Source organism: Nocardia stercoris (genome assembly GCF_003696265.1).
Lineage (GTDB): Bacteria > Actinomycetota > Actinomycetes > Mycobacteriales > Mycobacteriaceae > Nocardia > Nocardia stercoris.
The window spans coordinates 561,632-577,536 of sequence record NZ_RFFH01000003.1 but is presented as its reverse complement, the minus strand read 5'-3'; the positions used below and the strand labels follow the sequence as shown (position 1 = coordinate 577,536).

The 15,905-nt window shown below is 65.9% G+C and carries 18 protein-coding genes and 1 pseudogene; 11 read left to right on the top strand and 8 right to left on the bottom strand.

Going from position 1 to position 15,905, the window contains the following annotated elements; genetic code table 11:
* Window positions 1-328: 328 nt before the first annotated feature.
* From EBN03_RS11065 to EBN03_RS11055, 3 genes are all read right to left on the bottom strand, one after another.
* Window positions 329-1,159 (bottom strand): hypothetical protein, encoded by an 831-nt coding sequence (locus EBN03_RS11065; protein ID WP_122187827.1) that lies wholly within the window; start codon window positions 1,157-1,159, stop codon window positions 329-331.
* A gap of 130 nt (window positions 1,160-1,289) precedes the next feature.
* The gene (locus EBN03_RS11060; protein ID WP_122187826.1) at window positions 1,290-1,505 is read right to left on the bottom strand and encodes an SDR family oxidoreductase; all 216 of its coding nucleotides are present in this window, start codon (window positions 1,503-1,505) and stop codon (window positions 1,290-1,292) included.
* A gap of 110 nt (window positions 1,506-1,615) precedes the next feature.
* Window positions 1,616-2,203, bottom strand: coding sequence for a hypothetical protein (locus tag EBN03_RS11055; RefSeq protein WP_122187825.1), 588 nt, complete (start codon window positions 2,201-2,203; stop codon window positions 1,616-1,618).
* Between the two features lie 281 nt (window positions 2,204-2,484).
* On the opposite strand from EBN03_RS11055, the gene ligD reads away from it, so the two are divergent.
* Window positions 2,485-3,435: a non-homologous end-joining DNA ligase gene (ligD, locus tag EBN03_RS11050; protein ID WP_122187921.1), complete on the top strand. Its 951-nt coding sequence runs from the start codon at window positions 2,485-2,487 to the stop codon at window positions 3,433-3,435.
* A gap of 132 nt (window positions 3,436-3,567) precedes the next feature.
* On the opposite strand, the pseudogene EBN03_RS11045 reads toward ligD, so the two are convergent.
* A pseudogene (locus EBN03_RS11045) lies at window positions 3,568-3,957 on the bottom strand (SDR family NAD(P)-dependent oxidoreductase); the annotation flags it as partial.
* A 199-nt stretch (window positions 3,958-4,156) separates the two neighbouring features.
* Between EBN03_RS11045 and EBN03_RS11040 the strand changes: the two are divergent.
* Together EBN03_RS11040 and EBN03_RS11035 are read left to right on the top strand one after the other, a co-directional pair.
* A complete protein-coding gene (locus EBN03_RS11040; protein ID WP_122187824.1) occupies window positions 4,157-4,585 on the top strand; it encodes a hypothetical protein in 429 nt (142 codons plus the stop codon).
* 589 nt (window positions 4,586-5,174) lie between these two features.
* Window positions 5,175-5,738 (top strand): hemerythrin domain-containing protein, encoded by a 564-nt coding sequence (locus tag EBN03_RS11035; protein WP_122187823.1) that lies wholly within the window; start codon window positions 5,175-5,177, stop codon window positions 5,736-5,738.
* A gap of 144 nt (window positions 5,739-5,882) precedes the next feature.
* Here EBN03_RS11035 and EBN03_RS11030 read toward each other — a convergent pair whose 3' ends face one another.
* The gene (locus tag EBN03_RS11030; protein ID WP_122187822.1) at window positions 5,883-6,350 is read right to left on the bottom strand and encodes a hypothetical protein; all 468 of its coding nucleotides are present in this window, start codon (window positions 6,348-6,350) and stop codon (window positions 5,883-5,885) included.
* A 283-nt stretch (window positions 6,351-6,633) separates the two neighbouring features.
* Here EBN03_RS11030 and EBN03_RS11025 point away from each other — a divergent pair, with 283 nt between their 5' ends.
* The 3 genes from EBN03_RS11025 (at window position 6,634) to EBN03_RS34085 (ending at window position 7,823) form a co-directional block, all read left to right on the top strand.
* The gene (locus tag EBN03_RS11025) at window positions 6,634-6,987 is read left to right on the top strand and encodes a hypothetical protein (RefSeq protein ID WP_233608304.1); all 354 of its coding nucleotides are present in this window, start codon (window positions 6,634-6,636) and stop codon (window positions 6,985-6,987) included.
* A gap of 58 nt (window positions 6,988-7,045) precedes the next feature.
* Window positions 7,046-7,453 carry a hypothetical protein gene (locus EBN03_RS33680; RefSeq protein ID WP_147471534.1) on the top strand — a complete coding sequence of 136 codons (408 nt, stop codon included), beginning with the start codon at window positions 7,046-7,048 and terminating at the stop codon, window positions 7,451-7,453.
* Between the two features lie 214 nt (window positions 7,454-7,667).
* Window positions 7,668-7,823, top strand: a complete 156-nt coding sequence (locus tag EBN03_RS34085; RefSeq protein WP_158675593.1) for a hypothetical protein — start codon at window positions 7,668-7,670, stop codon at window positions 7,821-7,823.
* A 45-nt stretch (window positions 7,824-7,868) separates the two neighbouring features.
* Here EBN03_RS34085 and EBN03_RS11015 read toward each other — a convergent pair whose 3' ends face one another.
* The gene (locus EBN03_RS11015) at window positions 7,869-8,141 is read right to left on the bottom strand and encodes a GlsB/YeaQ/YmgE family stress response membrane protein (RefSeq protein WP_122187820.1); all 273 of its coding nucleotides are present in this window, start codon (window positions 8,139-8,141) and stop codon (window positions 7,869-7,871) included.
* Between the two features lie 266 nt (window positions 8,142-8,407).
* On the opposite strand from EBN03_RS11015, the gene mbp1 reads away from it, so the two are divergent.
* Window positions 8,408-8,653: a microaggregate-binding protein 1 gene (gene mbp1 / locus EBN03_RS11010; protein ID WP_122187819.1), complete on the top strand. Its 246-nt coding sequence runs from the start codon at window positions 8,408-8,410 to the stop codon at window positions 8,651-8,653.
* A gap of 320 nt (window positions 8,654-8,973) precedes the next feature.
* On the opposite strand, the gene EBN03_RS11005 is transcribed toward mbp1, so the two are convergent.
* Complete coding sequence (locus tag EBN03_RS11005) at window positions 8,974-9,588, bottom strand: NUDIX domain-containing protein (RefSeq protein WP_122187818.1); 615 nt, start codon at window positions 9,586-9,588, stop codon at window positions 8,974-8,976.
* A gap of 202 nt (window positions 9,589-9,790) precedes the next feature.
* Here EBN03_RS11005 and EBN03_RS11000 point away from each other — a divergent pair, with 202 nt between their 5' ends.
* The 3 genes from EBN03_RS11000 to EBN03_RS10990 all read left to right on the top strand — a co-directional run bounded on the left by EBN03_RS11000 (window position 9,791) and on the right by EBN03_RS10990 (window position 13,298).
* Window positions 9,791-10,651 carry a hypothetical protein gene (locus EBN03_RS11000; protein ID WP_122187817.1) on the top strand — a complete coding sequence of 287 codons (861 nt, stop codon included), beginning with the start codon at window positions 9,791-9,793 and terminating at the stop codon, window positions 10,649-10,651.
* 119 nt (window positions 10,652-10,770) lie between these two features.
* Window positions 10,771-12,249 (top strand): methyltransferase domain-containing protein, encoded by a 1,479-nt coding sequence (locus EBN03_RS10995; protein WP_122187816.1) that lies wholly within the window; start codon window positions 10,771-10,773, stop codon window positions 12,247-12,249.
* A 266-nt stretch (window positions 12,250-12,515) separates the two neighbouring features.
* Window positions 12,516-13,298 carry a DUF4232 domain-containing protein gene (locus EBN03_RS10990; protein WP_122187815.1) on the top strand — a complete coding sequence of 261 codons (783 nt, stop codon included), beginning with the start codon at window positions 12,516-12,518 and terminating at the stop codon, window positions 13,296-13,298.
* A gap of 154 nt (window positions 13,299-13,452) precedes the next feature.
* On the opposite strand, the gene EBN03_RS10985 is transcribed toward EBN03_RS10990, so the two are convergent.
* Entirely contained in the window at window positions 13,453-14,772 is a 1,320-nt protein-coding gene (locus EBN03_RS10985) for a DoxX family protein (RefSeq protein ID WP_233608303.1), read from the bottom strand.
* Window positions 14,773-15,325: 553 nt separating this feature from the next.
* On the opposite strand from EBN03_RS10985, the gene EBN03_RS10980 reads away from it, so the two are divergent.
* Entirely contained in the window at window positions 15,326-15,754 is a 429-nt protein-coding gene (locus EBN03_RS10980) for a hypothetical protein (RefSeq protein WP_122187814.1), read from the top strand.
* The last annotated feature ends 151 nt before the right edge of the window (window positions 15,755-15,905 follow it).

Sequence of the window (15,905 nt, the reverse complement as noted above, 5' to 3'; positions counted from 1 at the left end):
GATCAACGCCAACCGGTTGCCGTACCGGCCAGGGCCCGAGGGCGCCTCGCCCGGAACGTCGATCCATGGAGCGCTCTGACCCAATTTCATAATGCCGGAGCGCGTTTCATCCGGATGCGGGGATCCGCAGATTTTGCGCCACCAACGAAACACCCACCGCTGTGCCTGACCGAGATTGCGAGTCAGGCACCCGCGGTGGGTGTTCGGTGTCCGGAGCGGGACCTATCCGCCGTGCACGCAGATCGACCGGCCTGCGGGCTCGCAGGCCGGTCGAAGCCGGAAACCGCCGACGTCGGGCGATCGGGCTGTGCGATCGAAGGTTGTTGTGTCAGTCGGCAACTGCCCTTGGTGGTGCGCTCAGCGCGTGCACGGAGCCGACGATCGCGCCCACGCCGGCGCCGATTGCGGCAATCGGAACTTCCATGAGGGCGGCGCCATACGCGGCACCGATGGGAACAGCGACGAGGCCGATCGGTGCGAACGGAAGACCGATGGCGGCCGCGAGCGCTCCGCCGGTGACCCCTCCGATGAGACCGAAGGGGCTCGCCGCCACCGCGCCCGCCGTCGCGCCGGTCGCGGCACCCGCAATGGTTTCTCCTGCGACACGGTCGGATCGGCTGCGTTCCATGCCGATCGAGTCGAGGAAGGTTGCCAGACCGGCCTCGGCCTCGGCGGCACCGTCGTTGAGCTGGATCGCTTGCTCCCGATCGAGCCATTCCGGTGAATCCACTTGCAGGTCACCGAAGCGCAAGGTGCCCGGCGCAGGCGCGATGGGGGGCACCGGCGCGACGGGAACGGGCGCGTTCAGCGGGCCCAGGGGCGCCAAGTACTTCTTGTCCGGGATCGGCCGTGCCCACTGCAGTGAACTCAGCGTGTCATCCGGGATCTGTAAACCCTGGTACGGGTGCACATTTGGCGCGACAGCCGCAGGCCACTGCTCCGGCTGGCCTGAGCTGGATCGGTCACCCTGGTTCCGGTCGGGCTGGAGCTCCTCTCCTTGCCCCTGATCGGACTGTGACAGTGCGCTGCCCCCGGCGGGCTGAGCGTTCACGGTCCCGGTGGCCGTCAGAATAAGCGCCACCGGAACGACGCTCAGGACGGCCGAGGAAGGCACCTTGTATCGAGACCGACTAATAGCTCGATGTTTGCCTTTTCCCATGGATCACCTTTCGCATCGAAGCAGAATGTCGACTCAACGCACACTCGGTGAAGAACTGCAGCGAGGCTACACCACGGTTGCGGGACAGGCGTCGGTCGGTGACCGCTGAGCACGGCGAGGGTAGACACCACTACGACGACGCCGAGGCGAGAAACGCTGCCGTGACGTCGATTTCGCGCGGATGGGTCGGGCGGCCGAACGAAAGTCCCGCGGCCGTCTCGGCGAAGCGGGCATGGTGCTCGATGAGCGCGGTGATGCGTGCGGTCGCCACCGGGCCCGGATTGATGCCGACCGCCCGGATGCCGTCGCGTCGGCTGCGACTGCCCAGGGCGCGGGTGAAGGCCATGAGTGCATGGGGTCGGGGCGGGCCAGAAGGCGCCGGATCACACCACAGACGGAGGTACCCGATGCCTCGTCGGTGGCTTCTCGCGGCAGTTCAGGCAATCCCGCGCGTGATCACGCCAGGATCTCCGCTTCCAGATCCGGCATACCCCGCTCCTGCGCGAACATCAGTCCGCGCTCGCACAGTAGGTCCACGAAGTACGCATATGGGCTGTCGTCGCTGTCGACGGCCATCATGAACAGCAACACCAGAAGGTCGTTCGCCCACTCCTGCGACCATCGGTAGCCGACCGCTGGACCGTACCCGTCGAAGATCGGCGCGCCGTTCTCGGGTGAGTTGAACCAGACGCCGTCGACGCGTCGAACCATCCACTCGCCGATATAGGTGATGAATTGGTCCGCGAGATAATCGTTTTCGGGCGTGTACCGTCCATCCTCGCTGCGTACGGCGGCTTCGATCAGGGAAACGACCCTGTCGAACGCGGCCGCGCTGAACCGGTCATCGAGCGTTGGGCGGCTCTCGCCGACCTGTGCCGCCTCCAAGCGAGGCAGCGTCTCGGTGAACAATCTCTCGATGCGGGCATCGATCGCAGCTGGGTCGCTCCATGCGAGCCAGTCCGCGGACTGCTGGGCGTCGGCGTCGAAGAACCCGGGGTCCAGATCGCTATCTGCCGGGGTGGCCCGTCTCGCGTGGGTTCTCACGTTCCCTCGTATGCGTGTATGCCGTCTGTCGTGTCGAATGTTAGACGATTGGGACAGAAAGGGTTTCGTGGCAGTCCGGTGGGCTCGGCCCGCTGACTCGGTGGGGGCGTTGGACTGCATCGAGGCGATGCCCTTCTTCGCGCCGCATCGGAGGAGATCTCGAACTTTCCTGCCGTGACCGGGCCGCGCCCTCGTTCGAAGGAAAGCGCGCCGACCAGCGCAGACTATGCCACCGTCCACGATCTAGGGTTGATCTTGTGGGTCTGTCGGTACCGGCACCGATGCTGGCCACACCCGGACAGCCACCTGTGCCTCCGGGCCGCTGGAGCGCGGAAATGAAATGGGACGGCGTCCGCGCGATCGCCCGCTGCACCCGGGACGGGATCAGCCTGTGGAGCCGGAACCTGCGCGAGATCACCGGCTCCTACCCCGAGATCGCCACCGCGCTCACCGAGGCCACCGCCGGGCGCACCCTGCTGCTCGACGGCGAACTCGTCGCCCCGGACGGCCGCGGTGCGCCGTCGTTCGCGCTCCTGCAGCGCCGCATGCACGTCCGGCGTCCCACTGCCGAGCTGATCGGCGAGGTCCGGGTCGACTACATGGTCTTCGACCTGCTCGCCGTCGACACCGGCGAACTGTTCGGTGATCCGTATTCGTCGCGGCGGGCCGCGCTCACCGATCTGGATCTCGACGACGGTGCGCGTGTGCGGGTTCCGCCGTCCTGGTCGCTGGCCGACACCGGCGCCGAGCAGCTGCTGCAGGCCGCAGCCGAGGCGGGCTTGGAGGGGATCGTGAGCAAGCGGGCCGATTCGATCTACGAGCCCGGCCGCCGGTCACCGGCGTGGATCAAGACCGTGTTGCGGGCCACGACCGAGGCTGTCATCGTCGGCGCGGTCCCCGGATCCGGCCCGAACGGTGCCACGTTCGGCGGCTTGGTCCTGGCCGGCCATACCCCTGAAGGTCGCCTGCGTTGCATCGGCGGGGTCGGCACCGGTTTCACCGCGGCGGCGCGGCGCAGCATCCGCGCCGCCCTCGACGAGGTCCGCCGCGATACCAGCCCGCTCGATGATCCACCACCGGCCGCGGTGACGCGGTCCGCGTGGTGGGTCGAGCCGGTGTTCGTCGCCGACATCGAGTACCGCGAGGTCAGCGCGGACGGGCTGCTGCGGCACCCGAGTTTCCGGGGGATCCGCACCGACAAGACACCCGACGAGGTCGAATGGCCTTTATAGGATCAGATGCAAAACCGTATTTCGCGTTGGTGCGCTGCACTTGCTGGTAGGCGCCTTGTGGTTGAGGGTACGGGCAACCGATTCGCCCGGAGCGAGCTGCGAGCATGTAGTGGATTCCTCGCATGGGCGGATTCAGTTGTTCTTGAAGGGGTTGAAGGTCTTTCCGGCGAGATAGCTCACGCGGATGGGCAGGGGTTTCATGGCGGCGGCTGAGATCTTGTTGACGGTGCCGGGCACACACACGGGTTTGCCCTTCATCACGGCGGCCCAGCCTTCGGTGACGACGGCTTCGGGCTGCTGCCAGAGGATCCGGGGCAGATGATCGGCTTTGTCGCGAGTGCCCATGACATCGTGGAATTCGGTATGGGTGAAGCCTGGGCACAGGGCGGTGACGTGGATGCCGTGCGGTTTGAGTTCCATGTCGAGGGCCTGTGAGACATTGAGGACGTAGGCTTTGATGCCGGTGTAGAGCAGGCTGGCCGCGGGTGGGGCGAACGCGGCGATCGAGGACAGGTTGACGATGCCCGGTGATGCGCCGGCGGATCACCGACGCGATGGACCTCGTTGCTGCGCCGACGATCGCCTGACGTTCAGGCAACCTCGGCCTGTGATGAACGGTCGCACACACACCGTGCAGGACTGGGTCTCGGCCCGGGGCGGTAACCGCCACACGGGCAACCGTTCCCGCCGGGGGCGTCAGCGCGGCCTCTACCATCGGTCCATGATCACCCGCGACGAGATCCGCACCCGCTCCGCGGGCCACGACTACCGGTACCCGCTGGTGACCATCGCGGAGTTCTTCGAGGGCAACACCTTCGAAGACTCCATCGCCCCCAACCAGTACGGCGAGGGCCGGCCCGATCTCGCCGAGATCGCGGCGCGCCTCACCGTCCTCGACGCCGACCCAGCCGTCGCCTGGATCCGGGTGCAACTGCACGAGGAGATGTTCGACCACGATCACGACGGCATCGCGGCGGAATCGGTGGCGATCTGTACGTCACTGCCGTCCAGTGTCATCGACGGGCGACTCGACGTGGGGGAGTTGCACGCGGAACCGGTCTGGGAGGGCTGGTCCTACGACGAGGACGCCTACTGCGACATCCCTGCCATACCCGATGGTCACCGCGTCCTCACCCTCGTCTGGGACTGACCATCCTCCTTGCCGCGGGTACCGCAGTGTTGTGCCCGCAGATCGGAGCCGAAACGACTCCTGCGTCCCGATATTGCGACCTCCTTGTTCTGCGCGCGCGGCGAACGCCGCCTTCAAACCGACGGTTGTCGCCCGTATTCGGGTACTCCATTCTCGGCGTTGACATCCTGAACCGGATGCCATCGGAACCACATACCCGTTCCGTCGATGCGATAGAAATCCCCGCTGTCATATTGCAACTCGGCCAGAAGCTTTCGCGCATTGCCGGGAGCTCGACGGTCCGGAGTCAGGAGGGTGGTCAGCTCGTCGTAGCGGGGATCGATGCCGCCGTGGCCAGGATGACTGTCGACGTCGGCTTCACCTGCGCGATAATTCCGGATTCCCCTGTGTCACAAGAACATCCTGCACTCACACCCGCCGTGCGGCGCTCCGATCCCGGGGAAGTGTTCGGAATCGGGATCATCGGCAGCAGCCGACAGACCGACGGCGTCGTCCGGTCGGCGGTGTTTGGCCCTCACTTCCCGGGTAGGCCGCAGACGGTTGCGCGCACCGCAATCGCAATCCGCATTCGAACACGGAGGTAGGACAGATGCCGACTGAGCGGGACGACGTCATCACTCTGTTGGAGGAACAGCACGCACAGATCAGGGACCTGCTGCAGCAGGTCGAGTCTGCCGTGGGAAAGGCCAAACAGCGGCCGTTCGAGGACCTCGTACGGCTGCTCGCGGTGCACGAGAGCGCCGAGGAGCAGGTGGTGCACCCGGCGTCGCGCCGTGCCGAGGTGGCTGGGGAAATCGTCGACGATCGCCTTCACGAAGAGGACCAGGCCAAGCACGTCCTGGCCGAACTCTATGAACTCGGCGTCACAGACGACCGGTTCGCGAAGAAATTTGAGGACTTCTCAGCGTCGGTTGTCGAACACGCCGAGATGGAGGAGAAAGAAGAATTCGACGCGTTGCGCCGGAGTCTTTCGGACCGAGACAGCGCTCGTCTGGCCACCGCGCTACGCTTCGCCGAAGCTGTCGCGCCCACGCGCCCGCATCCACAGGCCGGTGAATCCGCCACCGCGAACGTCGTATTCGGGCCGCCACTGGCTCTGTTCGACCGAATTCGTGATGCCGTGCACGATTGGCGCACGAAGACCGAGAACTGACCGACGTCAGGGCACCACCGAATCGGGTCAAGGCGTCGGATCGAGTGTGACGGGTGGGTCTCGACCGGAGTTCGGTCGAGACCCACCCTGGTGGCTCGTTACGCCGACCGCGCCACGCCTCGACGTCAGTGCGGATACGGTCGTTCACGTGGTAGGCGTCTTCGGTGCTGTATCGCCGTGTGTCAACGCCAGCGCGGATCCCACCAGGCCGATCAGGGTCACGCCCAACGCGACGCTGGGCCAGCCGGCGGTCTGCCAGTACACGTCCTGCAGGGTGATGAGCAAGGCGGCCTCGTCCACGATCAGCGCCAGTGCGATACCGAGAGCCAGTCCCATCCAGGTGCGGGCGCGGGGACTGCGGTCGACCATCCCGAAGATGGCGACTCCGCTCAGCAGCAGAATTCCCCACAAGTAGTGGTGCAGATGGATGCCGTCTGCGGAAACGTTGCCGGCCTTGTGTGGGTTGACCTGGATCAGCCAGGTCACCAGACGTGCTCCGCCGAATGTCACCGTGAACGCGAGCCAGGCCAGGACGATGCCGCGCCGGGATTCCTCGATCTGACTCCATCGCCGGGGAATCCGTCGGTGCGGGCGGGCGCGGTTGCCGGTCATGGTTCCCGGTGTACCAGACCCAGCGAGCTGTTTGGGCGTCCGATCCGGGGGTAAGTCGAGAATGTTGCGTTCGGCCGCTTCCCGCGATCTGCAATGTGCGTGGGAGGGGCAGACATCGACACGAGCAGGACCATGTCATCACCTGGTTGACCCGCGTCGGCTCATCGGGAGATTGCTGATTGCCGGCATCACAGGGCGTCGATGCCGATCTCGATCAACCCGGCGTGAGTCGTGACATGGCAATGCGGACTATCCATCACGCCCCGCAGAGGGGTTGTTTCAGATGCTCGAAGCCGGGCATACGCAATTCATGACAGTTCGCCGAACACTTCCGACCGCCGTTATTCTTACCGCAGCCGTCCTGCTGCCGGCGCTCGGAGGCTGTGAACAAGCCAAAGAGGCCGTCAACAAGGGCGGAGACACGCCGTGCAGCGAGTTCATTTCCCAGGACCAGGACAAGCAGCGGGTGACAGTCCGCAAATACCTGCAACAAGATTCCAAGGTGACCGGTACTCCAGCGCCCGACACCGTCGACGGATCGATTGCCGTAATCCAGTTGATGTGCAAAGTGCAGGCAAACTCGAATACCCCTATTCGGGACGCGGACTTGACCGGAATCCTGGTGCCGAAGAATTAGTCCCCGGATATGTCGTCCCGCTCCGCAGTATGTTGGACTACTCAGAGAAAGTTCCCCTGTGCGTCGCTATCTGATAGCACTGGCCGCCTGCATGATCACGCTCGGCGCCTCCGCCTGCGACTATACGGACGGCGCCCACAACTTCCCAGGGACGAGCTCGACTCCACGTCCTGCGTCGCCCACCGAGAACCCGACAGATTTTGTGCCACCGTCCAATTCTCGATCGGTATCGGTTCCGTCGGCGATAACGCCTGCCAAGCTGCGCAACAAGACCTGCGCGGCCCTGATACCGAGACTGGACAATATCCGCCGGACTTCCGGGCAACCAGGCGTCGACCGAGCGGTCGACGACACGATCGGTGGTTATCCGTCATCGCCTGACTGGGCGGTCTTCACCGATGAACAGCGTCAGGCCACGATCGACGGCGCGCACGACGCGGCGACTGGTGTCTGTCCTGCAGGCTGAGTGATTCGTCAACCGCTGTCTTGCCGGTCGATATCCGACGACCATCGAAGGGGTAGAAACTATGTCACGGTCCACCGTTCGCAGCCCGCGCTCGGCGCGCCGGGTCGTCGATGCCACCGACACGGGAGACGAACACCGGCCACCGGAAGGCATTCCCTTTCAGGCCGGTTACTCGCTCGTAGACGGCCTGCATATGCCAGGCACTCTGCTCTGTGTGACGTCAGTGGCTGCGACCGTGCTGACGCTGGATGCCGCTGAAACCGGAGTGGGCGGTGTGGCCGCCGCGGCCGGGTCGCTGGCGGCGGTCTGCGCCGGCACGGGTGTGTGCTGGTTGTTCTGGCAGCGCCGACGGGCGCGGGCGCAAGCCTGAAATCTCGCGCAGGGTCGCCTGCACGTCGTCGGTGTCGCGATCGGGTCAGCGCATAGTGCTTCGGCCGGTGATGAGGTTGAGAAGGAACAGCAAGATAATCGCGCCGCCGAGGCAGGTGAAAAAGCTGAACCACAGCCCCCCACCTTCGACATCGACACCGAGGACCTTCAACAGGAATCCTCCGATGAGGCCGCCGATCACGCCGACAACGATATCGGCCACAATTCCCTGGCGTGCATCGGATTTCATGAATTTGCCGGCGATCCATCCGGCGAGGCCGCCGATGATGATCCAACCGAGAACGCTGAGACCAAGCATTGATTACTCCTACTGTCGAGGCCGCTGACAGAAGCGGGCGACCGGAGCGCATGTCTGCGCGCCGAATCGGTGCATCCTTCTCTCGTCGACCCCGGGGTCGATCCTGTGTCTTGCATAGGGCATGCCCGACAGTTTCGATCCGAAACCTGTGGCGTGAGTGCGGATCTCGCGGAGCATGTGCGAATCATGGTGGCACGCAGTTTGTTACATACTGCAATCGGCGGGTACACGCTGTGTGTACGTGTTGGTCGATATGGAGGTATTTCATGTCCGAGCATGACAAGAGTGGTTTGCGCGAAGGTCTCGAGGGTGCTGTCGAGGGTGTCAAGGGCAAGGTCAAGGAAGTCGCCGGAGCAGCTCTCGGTAACGAGAACTTGCGCCGGGAGGGCCGAGCACAGCAGGACAAGGCCGACTCGCAGCGAGAGGCTGCGGAAAAGGAGTTCGAGGCCGAAAAGGCGCGCACCGAGGCCGATCTGGAGGAACAGCGACAGCGCTCGTTCGGGAATTCCTAGCGCTTGAATCGCTGGAATGCGTAGCGTGGGGCCGGTGCCGCCGAAGGCGCCGGCCCCACAACTCGGCATCGAGACGAGCACCAGGTGGTCACGGCCGGTGCGAGAGGACGACGTCGCCGCTGAAACCATGCCCGGCTCGAGGACGACAGGTGCTCAACAGCCGGGCAGCATGCTCGCCGAGTGCCCGCTGCAGGAAGGGCCCGAACGAGATTCGGGCTACAGCCAGTCCAGGGTGCGGTCGAACCCGCACCGGGCAGCGTAGGAACGCGACCACGGTATCGAGCCTATGGCACAACTGCTCCTACCCGAATGCGGTGTGGCTACTCCACTTTCGCCCGCCCGGCATCCTGGCCGGGCACGTCCGATCCTGCGCGTGCGGATGACGTGGAACGTTCGAGTTTGGCGAGGAATCGCGTCATATGGGGATCGGTCTCGGGAAGTCCGCAGGGGTCGAGATCCCACCAGGTGCCGCCGTCGAATTCTGCCGGGTCCAGCGGGTAGTTGCGGCGGCGGTCGCCGCGGATGACGTACCACAGCGTGATGTCGACATGCTGGTCGGCGCCGACCGTGGTCGTCACAGTCACCAGCAGCGGGTCGGTGCCCACGACGGAGAAGTCGGCGGCGATCCCCAGCTCTTCCAGCGTTTCGCGGCGTGCCGCGGCCAGCGGTTCCTCGCCGGGTTCGACGTGGCCGCCCATCGGCAGATGTAGGCCCGCGAGGCGGTGTGCACCGAGGTAGATCCCACGTTCATCGGGATCGACGAGCACCATGTAGACGACCAGGTGAGGTGACGGCGTTGCCGGTTTAGCTCGCCGGAAGATGTCGTCGGTCGACGCGAGCCAGGCCGAAGTCGTTGCAACATGGTCCCGTTCGAGATCATCGAACGGGAGCAGGCCCTTCACGATACTGGCGACCACAGCGGTAGCAGGCTGCATGGCGGTGGACGCTACACCGACCGTCCGACAACCCGGCCCGACTGGGATTCGACTGTGTGAAGACTCCGTCGGCTGGGCGTCACGATCGGAGGTCGAGCTGTTCGAATCCCCGTGATCTGTCTGCACCCGCCGCTACCCTCGGCAGGAGTGGGGTGGCTGTTCCCCGCGGCGAGGGCGCGGGGACGGGACCGGGGGAGCGGGCATGCGCGATATTCGCAGGCAGATCGAGGAGTTGTTCTGTGCGGCAGCCGACCTGCGTGGCTGCACCGCGCAGGTCGTCGCCGACGGCGCAGTGCGGGTCACCCGGCCGATGTTCGGCAGCCGCGTCTACTACATGGAGAACCTGGTGCGGAAGGCTGCGGCAGTACCGCCCGCGGATTGGGCGGCGTTGGTCGCCGATCACCTCGGCACCGGGATGGTCGACGACGAAGTCGAGCCACTGACGAGCAAGCCCTTCGCAGAGCTTCGGGCACTGGTCCGTACCCGCTTGTACCCCGAAAGCGACCCCGCCGACTCCGACTGCGTGCGCAGGCCGATCGCGTTCGGCCTGGAGCAGCGCGTCGTACTCGACGCCGTGCACGTCATCTACCCGATCACGCAGGACATGCTGGCGGGCTGGCCGGTCGACGCGGCCGATGTGTTCGCGCTCGCCGAGGCCGGCACCCGCGCTGACGGTCCTGTGCGTCTCACGGCGGCGGACTTTCCTGCGGGTGTTCCGCCGTGGTTCCTGCTCTCGGGTGGCGACTACACCAGCGCGCATGCGCTGTGGCTCGGGGACTATCCCGAGCTGACCGGCCGCGCCGGGGCAGTCTTCGCTGTCCCGGCGGAATCGAGCCTGTACGCCGCACCCTTCGACGGGGTGGACGTGCTGGATGTCATCTCATTTGTGCTCGGCCCGTTGACGTTGCGGCACTTCGAGCAGGATCCGTGGCCGACGAGCCCGCATGTGTACCGGTGGCACGAAGGCCGCATCACACCGGCGGTGTATGTTGCCGGCTCCGGCGAGAACGGACTCATCCTGCGCCCCACCGACGAATTCCTGGCGGTGTTCGACGAACTCTGATGACGTCGGCGGACTGCGCGATCGGCGTTCATTCTGTGTGGAAGTGATGAGCATGGGCCGGCCGGTGCTGCGCGCACATTCCGGCCGTCAGCGCGCCCAGTAGCCGAAGGAGCGGACAAGTGACAGTTCCGAGGAACGAAGATCGTTGCCGTGGAAGCGATTCCGCCGACCTCTCGGCGTTCGACCGTCACTTGGACGACTTCCGGCGCTATCAATCCACCCCCTGGGGCCGCCTGCGGTACGAGCAGGTGGCCACCAACCTGACCCGTCATCTGCGGCAGGGACCACTCGATGTGTTGGACGTGGGCGGCGGGAACGGACTCGATGCGGTCCGGCTGGCCGCACTCGGACACCACGTCACGATCGTGGACGCTTCGCACGATTCCCTCGCCGAGGCCGAGGAGTTGGCGCGCCGACTGGGTTACGCCGACGCGATCGACACCCGGCGTGCCGATGTCACCGAACTCACCACCGTGGTGGAGGCCGGAACTTTCGACGTCGTCCTCTGCCACAACCTGATCCAGTACGTGCCGCGGCGCGATGCGGTGTTCGCGATGCTCGTGGCGGCATTGCGGCCGGGCGGTGTGCTGTCGGTGCTGGCACCGAATCCCGACTGTGATCCGCTGTCCGCGGCGGTCCGGCGTGGTGACCTCGACGACGCAATGCGGCTGCTGGCGACCTCGAAGCGGGATACCGTCACCTACGGCGTCGAGATCGAGACCGTTTCCGCTGCCGTGTTGATTGCCGAGATGGTTGCGGCCGGGCTGGAGCAGCCGATCCGGTACGGGGTGCGCACTGTGTGTGATTTGATCGCCGACGACAGTCGCAAGCACGACGAGGACTTCTTCGCTGGTCTGCTCGAGCTGGAAAACCAACTCGCAGACCGCCACCCGTACGTGGAAGTCGCGCGCTTCACCCACCTCGTGGCGACCAAGCCCGCACCGCTCCCAGCGGCCACCGGCCGGTCTCGGGTCCGGATCGATGCCGACGCACACGAGCAGGCGTTGCGGTACACCTCCGCCGAGCCGGCCCGCACCGCGGCACAGATCCACGCCGCGGTGACGGCCCGGACGATGGGTCGGCTGGTCGTGATCCGCGGCAACTCCGGATCCGGAAAGTCCACTGTCGCTGGACTTCTGCAGCGCAAGTTCGGCCGGGCGCAGTGCATGGTCGTCGGGCAGGATGTGGTGCGGCGGCACATGCTGGGCGAAGGCGACGTCCCCGGCGGCCTCAATATCGAGTTGCTGGGCGAGATCGCGTCACTCGGCCTGGCCCGCGGTCTGATCGTCGTGGTGGAAGGCATTCTCTCCCAACGTCGTTACGGGCGCATGTTGGAGCGCCTCCGAGATCAGGCGCGGCTGTCACGGTTCTATGCCTTCGATCTGGACTTCGAGGAAACGGTCCGCCGGCACGCCACCCGGGACAAGGCGGGCTCGTTCGGCCGTGAACAGATGAGTGAGTGGTACCACGGCTGGGACGCACTGGGTTTCGTCGACGAAACCCGCATCGGCGCCACCCGTACCGCCGAAGACATCGTTGCCACGATCTACACCGAGATCACCACCGCAGTGGACGACACCGGGCGGGCCGGCTGCTGATCGTCCCGGTGAACCTCGGATAGGGGGCCACCGGCCAATACCCCATCGTCAAGGGGCACGAGACCCTGGTCTGGGGACGCTGTGAAGGTCGGCTGACCTGAGGCTTGTCCCGGCCGCGGCGTGCTGCGGGGTCCTCACACACCGGAACCTTCCCAGCCGATAACAGTCCGCCCGGTTCGGTAGATGATCAAGCGTTGCCGCACTGGTCGCCTGATCAGGTTGCGTCGCAACGACATACTTTCAGCGACACGGGAGGGAATCCGGACATGGGATACAGGATCGCAGGGGCGGTACTCGCGGCCGGTGTGGTGGCGGCAATTACGAGCGGTTGCTCCGCCAGCGGGACTGCCACACTGACCGTGACGCCGGTCCCGACCACCACCACAGCGACGCCGGTACCTACCACTACCGCAGCGACTTCGGCCGGCACGGGCGGAGCGAACGCTCAGGGTTCGGCGCCCGGCTCGGTCGGTACCGGCGGGACGAACATCCAGGACTCGGGACCCGGCCCGGCCGGTACCGGTGGGACGAGTGCCCAAGCGACGGGCGGGGCGCCCGATCCCTCGACCCCCGCAGACACCGGTACCGCCGGCGCTACCACCACGTCCGCGCCCCCGCCCGCGCCGGCCGCGGAGTGCGTCGACGGGCAGATTCATATTCGCGCCGAGGACATCTCGGGTGCCAACCCCAACTTCGACGGCACCCGGCTGATCTTCGAGACCACCGGCAACACCTCCTGCTGGCTGCGCGGCTTTCCCGCTGTCACCATGTGGTCGCCCGGCGACACCGTGGTCCACGCTTCGACGTCCCTGCACAGTGCCGTCTACGGCCAGAACCCGGACTTCAGCTGGAACGACCCAGCGCAGATCACGATCGCTCCGGGGCAGCCCGCTCATGCCGTCGTCGAGAATACCGTGACCGACAACGGGCGCCCCTGCCCGATCTCGCACACGCTCAACGTCACCCCGCCCGACATGATGGCCAGTCAGCCGGTCGAGACGGCGGCAATCCACCCCTGCTCGGTCGTCGTCCACCCGGTCACCCTCTAGCCGTTATTGCCCGGGCCGAGCACACCGGCGACGCGGACTCTGCCGTGTCGCCGGTGGCGCGTCAGGCGTCTTTGTTCACGGCCTGGCAGCGTGGCGAGCTTCGGGTGTCGGGGGAACGGTCTTGTTCGGCGCTGTCCTGCGGCAACTCGTCTGATTACCGGAAGGCGGGTTCCTCCTGGATCCAATGGAATCCGCGGCTGCGTTGCGGAAAACTGTTCGGGTCCAGCCAGTTCAGGGTCATCGTGACCGGGTGGTCGTCGAGTCTGCCGGTCAGCTCCAGGCGGTGCGGGTCGGGCTGACGGAAATCGAAGGTGCCCTGCGGATCCGGGCCGGGAAGGTTGAGCCGGTGTGCGGTGGAGTCCACGGTCGCCTCGGTCGTTTCGAGTGAGCCGTCCGCGCGCTGGTAGGTGAGCGCGCCCGCGGTGTCGATGATCAGCTTCTGCCAGCGGTCCGGGTCGGTTCCCGGCGGCACGGGCCGGCCGTCTCGCTCGTAGCCGGTCACGACCCAGATGCCGTACAGCGGTGGCCGCGCGGTCGCCTCCCGGTAGTCGTGCCAGTCGAGCACTGCGAACGACAGTGTGACCCAGAGCGCGAGGGCGGCCTGCGCCAGCGTAGCGCGGCGGCGGGACATGACGGTGCGGAAGGGATTCGGAGTCGTCGAAGGTCCGGCCGATCCTTCCAGGAGCAGTACGTTCAGCAGCCGGCGTGCCTCGGGTGCCAGCAACACCAGGCCGAGTAGCAGCAGGTGCCCGGACAGGACCTTCACCGGCACGTCGAAGGTCAGGTTCAGTACGAACACCTGGGCCAAGCTGACCACGCCGAGCATCGTGCCCAGCAGCGCGGTGCGCGGCACGAACAGCAGCAAGCCCGCCACCAGTTCCGCAGCGCCCAAAAGGATTTCGTACGGTTGCGAGGATCCGACCTGACTCCACAGCACTGCCGCCGGAGTGAAGTTGCCGTACGGCTCCAGCAGGGTGCTCAGCGCCGGCCGCGGCATCTGGACCGGGATCGCCTTCGCCATGCCGTACAGCACCAGCTGCCCGGCCAGGCACAACCGGACGAAGAGCAGGAACCATCCGGCCAGGACGCGATACTCGGTGCGGCGCCGGTCCAGCACCGACCACACCGCGGTCACCAGCAGGGCGGTCACCAGGACGAAGAACAGCAACACCCAGAACACCGTCTGGTCGCCGCTGCCGGATTCGTGGACGACCGCGTCCACACCGAAGACGTGCCGGCCGATCCAGCGATATACCGGCGCGAACAGATCGAGTTGCCACAGCACCGCGCGCTCCGGCAGCACGTGCTGGAACCAGCCCGCGAACGCGTAGGTGATCTGCGGGTAGAGCAGGCAGAACAGGGTGAGGTAGACGAGGCCGAAGCGGAACAGGATCCGGGTCGCCGGCTGCCAGCCGGAGTCGGTTGCCGACTCCGGCTGTATCCGAGGGTGATCCGTCGTCAGTGTCGTCTGCACTCCACATCCTCTCGCCGCCCGGTACCTGCCGGGCTTCCGGTGGTAGCTCGACGGTAGCGACTGTGGGGTGCGAAAGCCTCAGGGAACTCCCGGAATTCGACACCGAGTCCAACCCCGAGATCGCCGTCGCAGAACTCGGGGACCGGGGAGGAGTCCGGCGCCGGGTTCGCCGTCCCTCTTCGAGGTCTCGACGCCCTTCGAGCCATCGATCTAATTCGCCTCGGAAGCGAATTCTGTTGAGCGACTGGCGAAGCCGCGATCCGGCAGCACCAATTTCGGGCCAGAACAGGCCGTTGTCGTCGATCCTGTACCCGTCGGCCGGAACTGCCTCTGCGTCAACCAATTCGCGATACGGTCTTTTCCCGACCGCCGCGGTGAAGATCGTGATCGGCAAGTCCGCCGGCTTCGATGGCGTCGCGATGTGGCGGATCGGCCTGTCCTGGGCGAGGTTCAACGCCGGTCGGCACCCGGCCCCGATCACCCGCAGGCGGAGACGGTAGTACCGTTCGAGCCGGTTGCGCTGCCTGTCGGGCGCGTTCGGAGTCGGAGTGGGATGGTCGATGTGAACACGGATATCGCGACCGCTGCCGAACAGGCGGTGGCAATGAGCAGAGACCGTGACGGGCAGGTACTCGACTACTCGGAGGCCAGCCTCGCGATCGTGGAGGACCTGCTTGCCGAAATTTCTTCGTATGCAGCGGATATGACCGAGGTTGAGGTGCAAACTCTCGCCGAGTGCGTCGGGTGTTACGTCCTCGAGGTCGGTCGGCGGGCCTGCGGTGGGCGATACCAATGGTTCGATCAGCGCGAGCAGCCGGTCCTGGTCGTGGAGGGGCCGGGGATCTGCATCGCGATGATCACATGGGACCGGGTCCGTGGGCGGATAAAGGGCGATCCGGGGGACAACATCCCATTCTTCTATGCCGGTTTCGCCCGGCGGGCCCGGGCCGCTGAACCGGGCACGGATGCGCTGTTCGTCTGACCCGCCGGAGGCTTTCGCTACCGAACCCGCCCCGGCCGCTAGCAGCAGCATTGCTTCGACCTCGTGAACTTAGGGCGAACGATAACGCCGCGATCAGGCTGTTCAGCGCGGGCGACCGTGCTCATTCTGGAGCATGGGTGTACCTGGCATG

What these genes read in the sequence shown, in the direction of transcription:
- EBN03_RS11065 (WP_122187827.1), bottom strand. Translation starts at nt 1,159, where the DNA reads ATGGGAAAAGGCAAACATCGAGCTATTAGTCGGTCTCGATACAAGGTG.
- EBN03_RS11060 (WP_122187826.1), bottom strand. Translation starts at nt 1,505, where the DNA reads ATGGCCTTCACCCGCGCCCTGGGCAGTCGCAGCCGACGCGACGGCATC.
- ligD (WP_122187921.1), top strand. Translation starts at nt 2,485, where the DNA reads ATGCTGGCCACACCCGGACAGCCACCTGTGCCTCCGGGCCGCTGGAGC.
- EBN03_RS11040 (WP_122187824.1), top strand. Translation starts at nt 4,157, where the DNA reads ATGATCACCCGCGACGAGATCCGCACCCGCTCCGCGGGCCACGACTAC.
- EBN03_RS11035 (WP_122187823.1), top strand. Translation starts at nt 5,175, where the DNA reads ATGCCGACTGAGCGGGACGACGTCATCACTCTGTTGGAGGAACAGCAC.
- EBN03_RS11030 (WP_122187822.1), bottom strand. Translation starts at nt 6,350, where the DNA reads ATGACCGGCAACCGCGCCCGCCCGCACCGACGGATTCCCCGGCGATGG.
- EBN03_RS11025 (WP_233608304.1), top strand. Translation starts at nt 6,634, where the DNA reads ATGCTCGAAGCCGGGCATACGCAATTCATGACAGTTCGCCGAACACTT.
- EBN03_RS11015 (WP_122187820.1), bottom strand. Translation starts at nt 8,141, where the DNA reads ATGCTTGGTCTCAGCGTTCTCGGTTGGATCATCATCGGCGGCCTCGCC.
- mbp1 (WP_122187819.1), top strand. Translation starts at nt 8,408, where the DNA reads ATGTCCGAGCATGACAAGAGTGGTTTGCGCGAAGGTCTCGAGGGTGCT.
- EBN03_RS11005 (WP_122187818.1), bottom strand. Translation starts at nt 9,588, where the DNA reads ATGCAGCCTGCTACCGCTGTGGTCGCCAGTATCGTGAAGGGCCTGCTC.
- EBN03_RS11000 (WP_122187817.1), top strand. Translation starts at nt 9,791, where the DNA reads ATGCGCGATATTCGCAGGCAGATCGAGGAGTTGTTCTGTGCGGCAGCC.
- EBN03_RS10990 (WP_122187815.1), top strand. Translation starts at nt 12,516, where the DNA reads ATGGGATACAGGATCGCAGGGGCGGTACTCGCGGCCGGTGTGGTGGCG.
- EBN03_RS10980 (WP_122187814.1), top strand. Translation starts at nt 15,326, where the DNA reads ATGGTCGATGTGAACACGGATATCGCGACCGCTGCCGAACAGGCGGTG.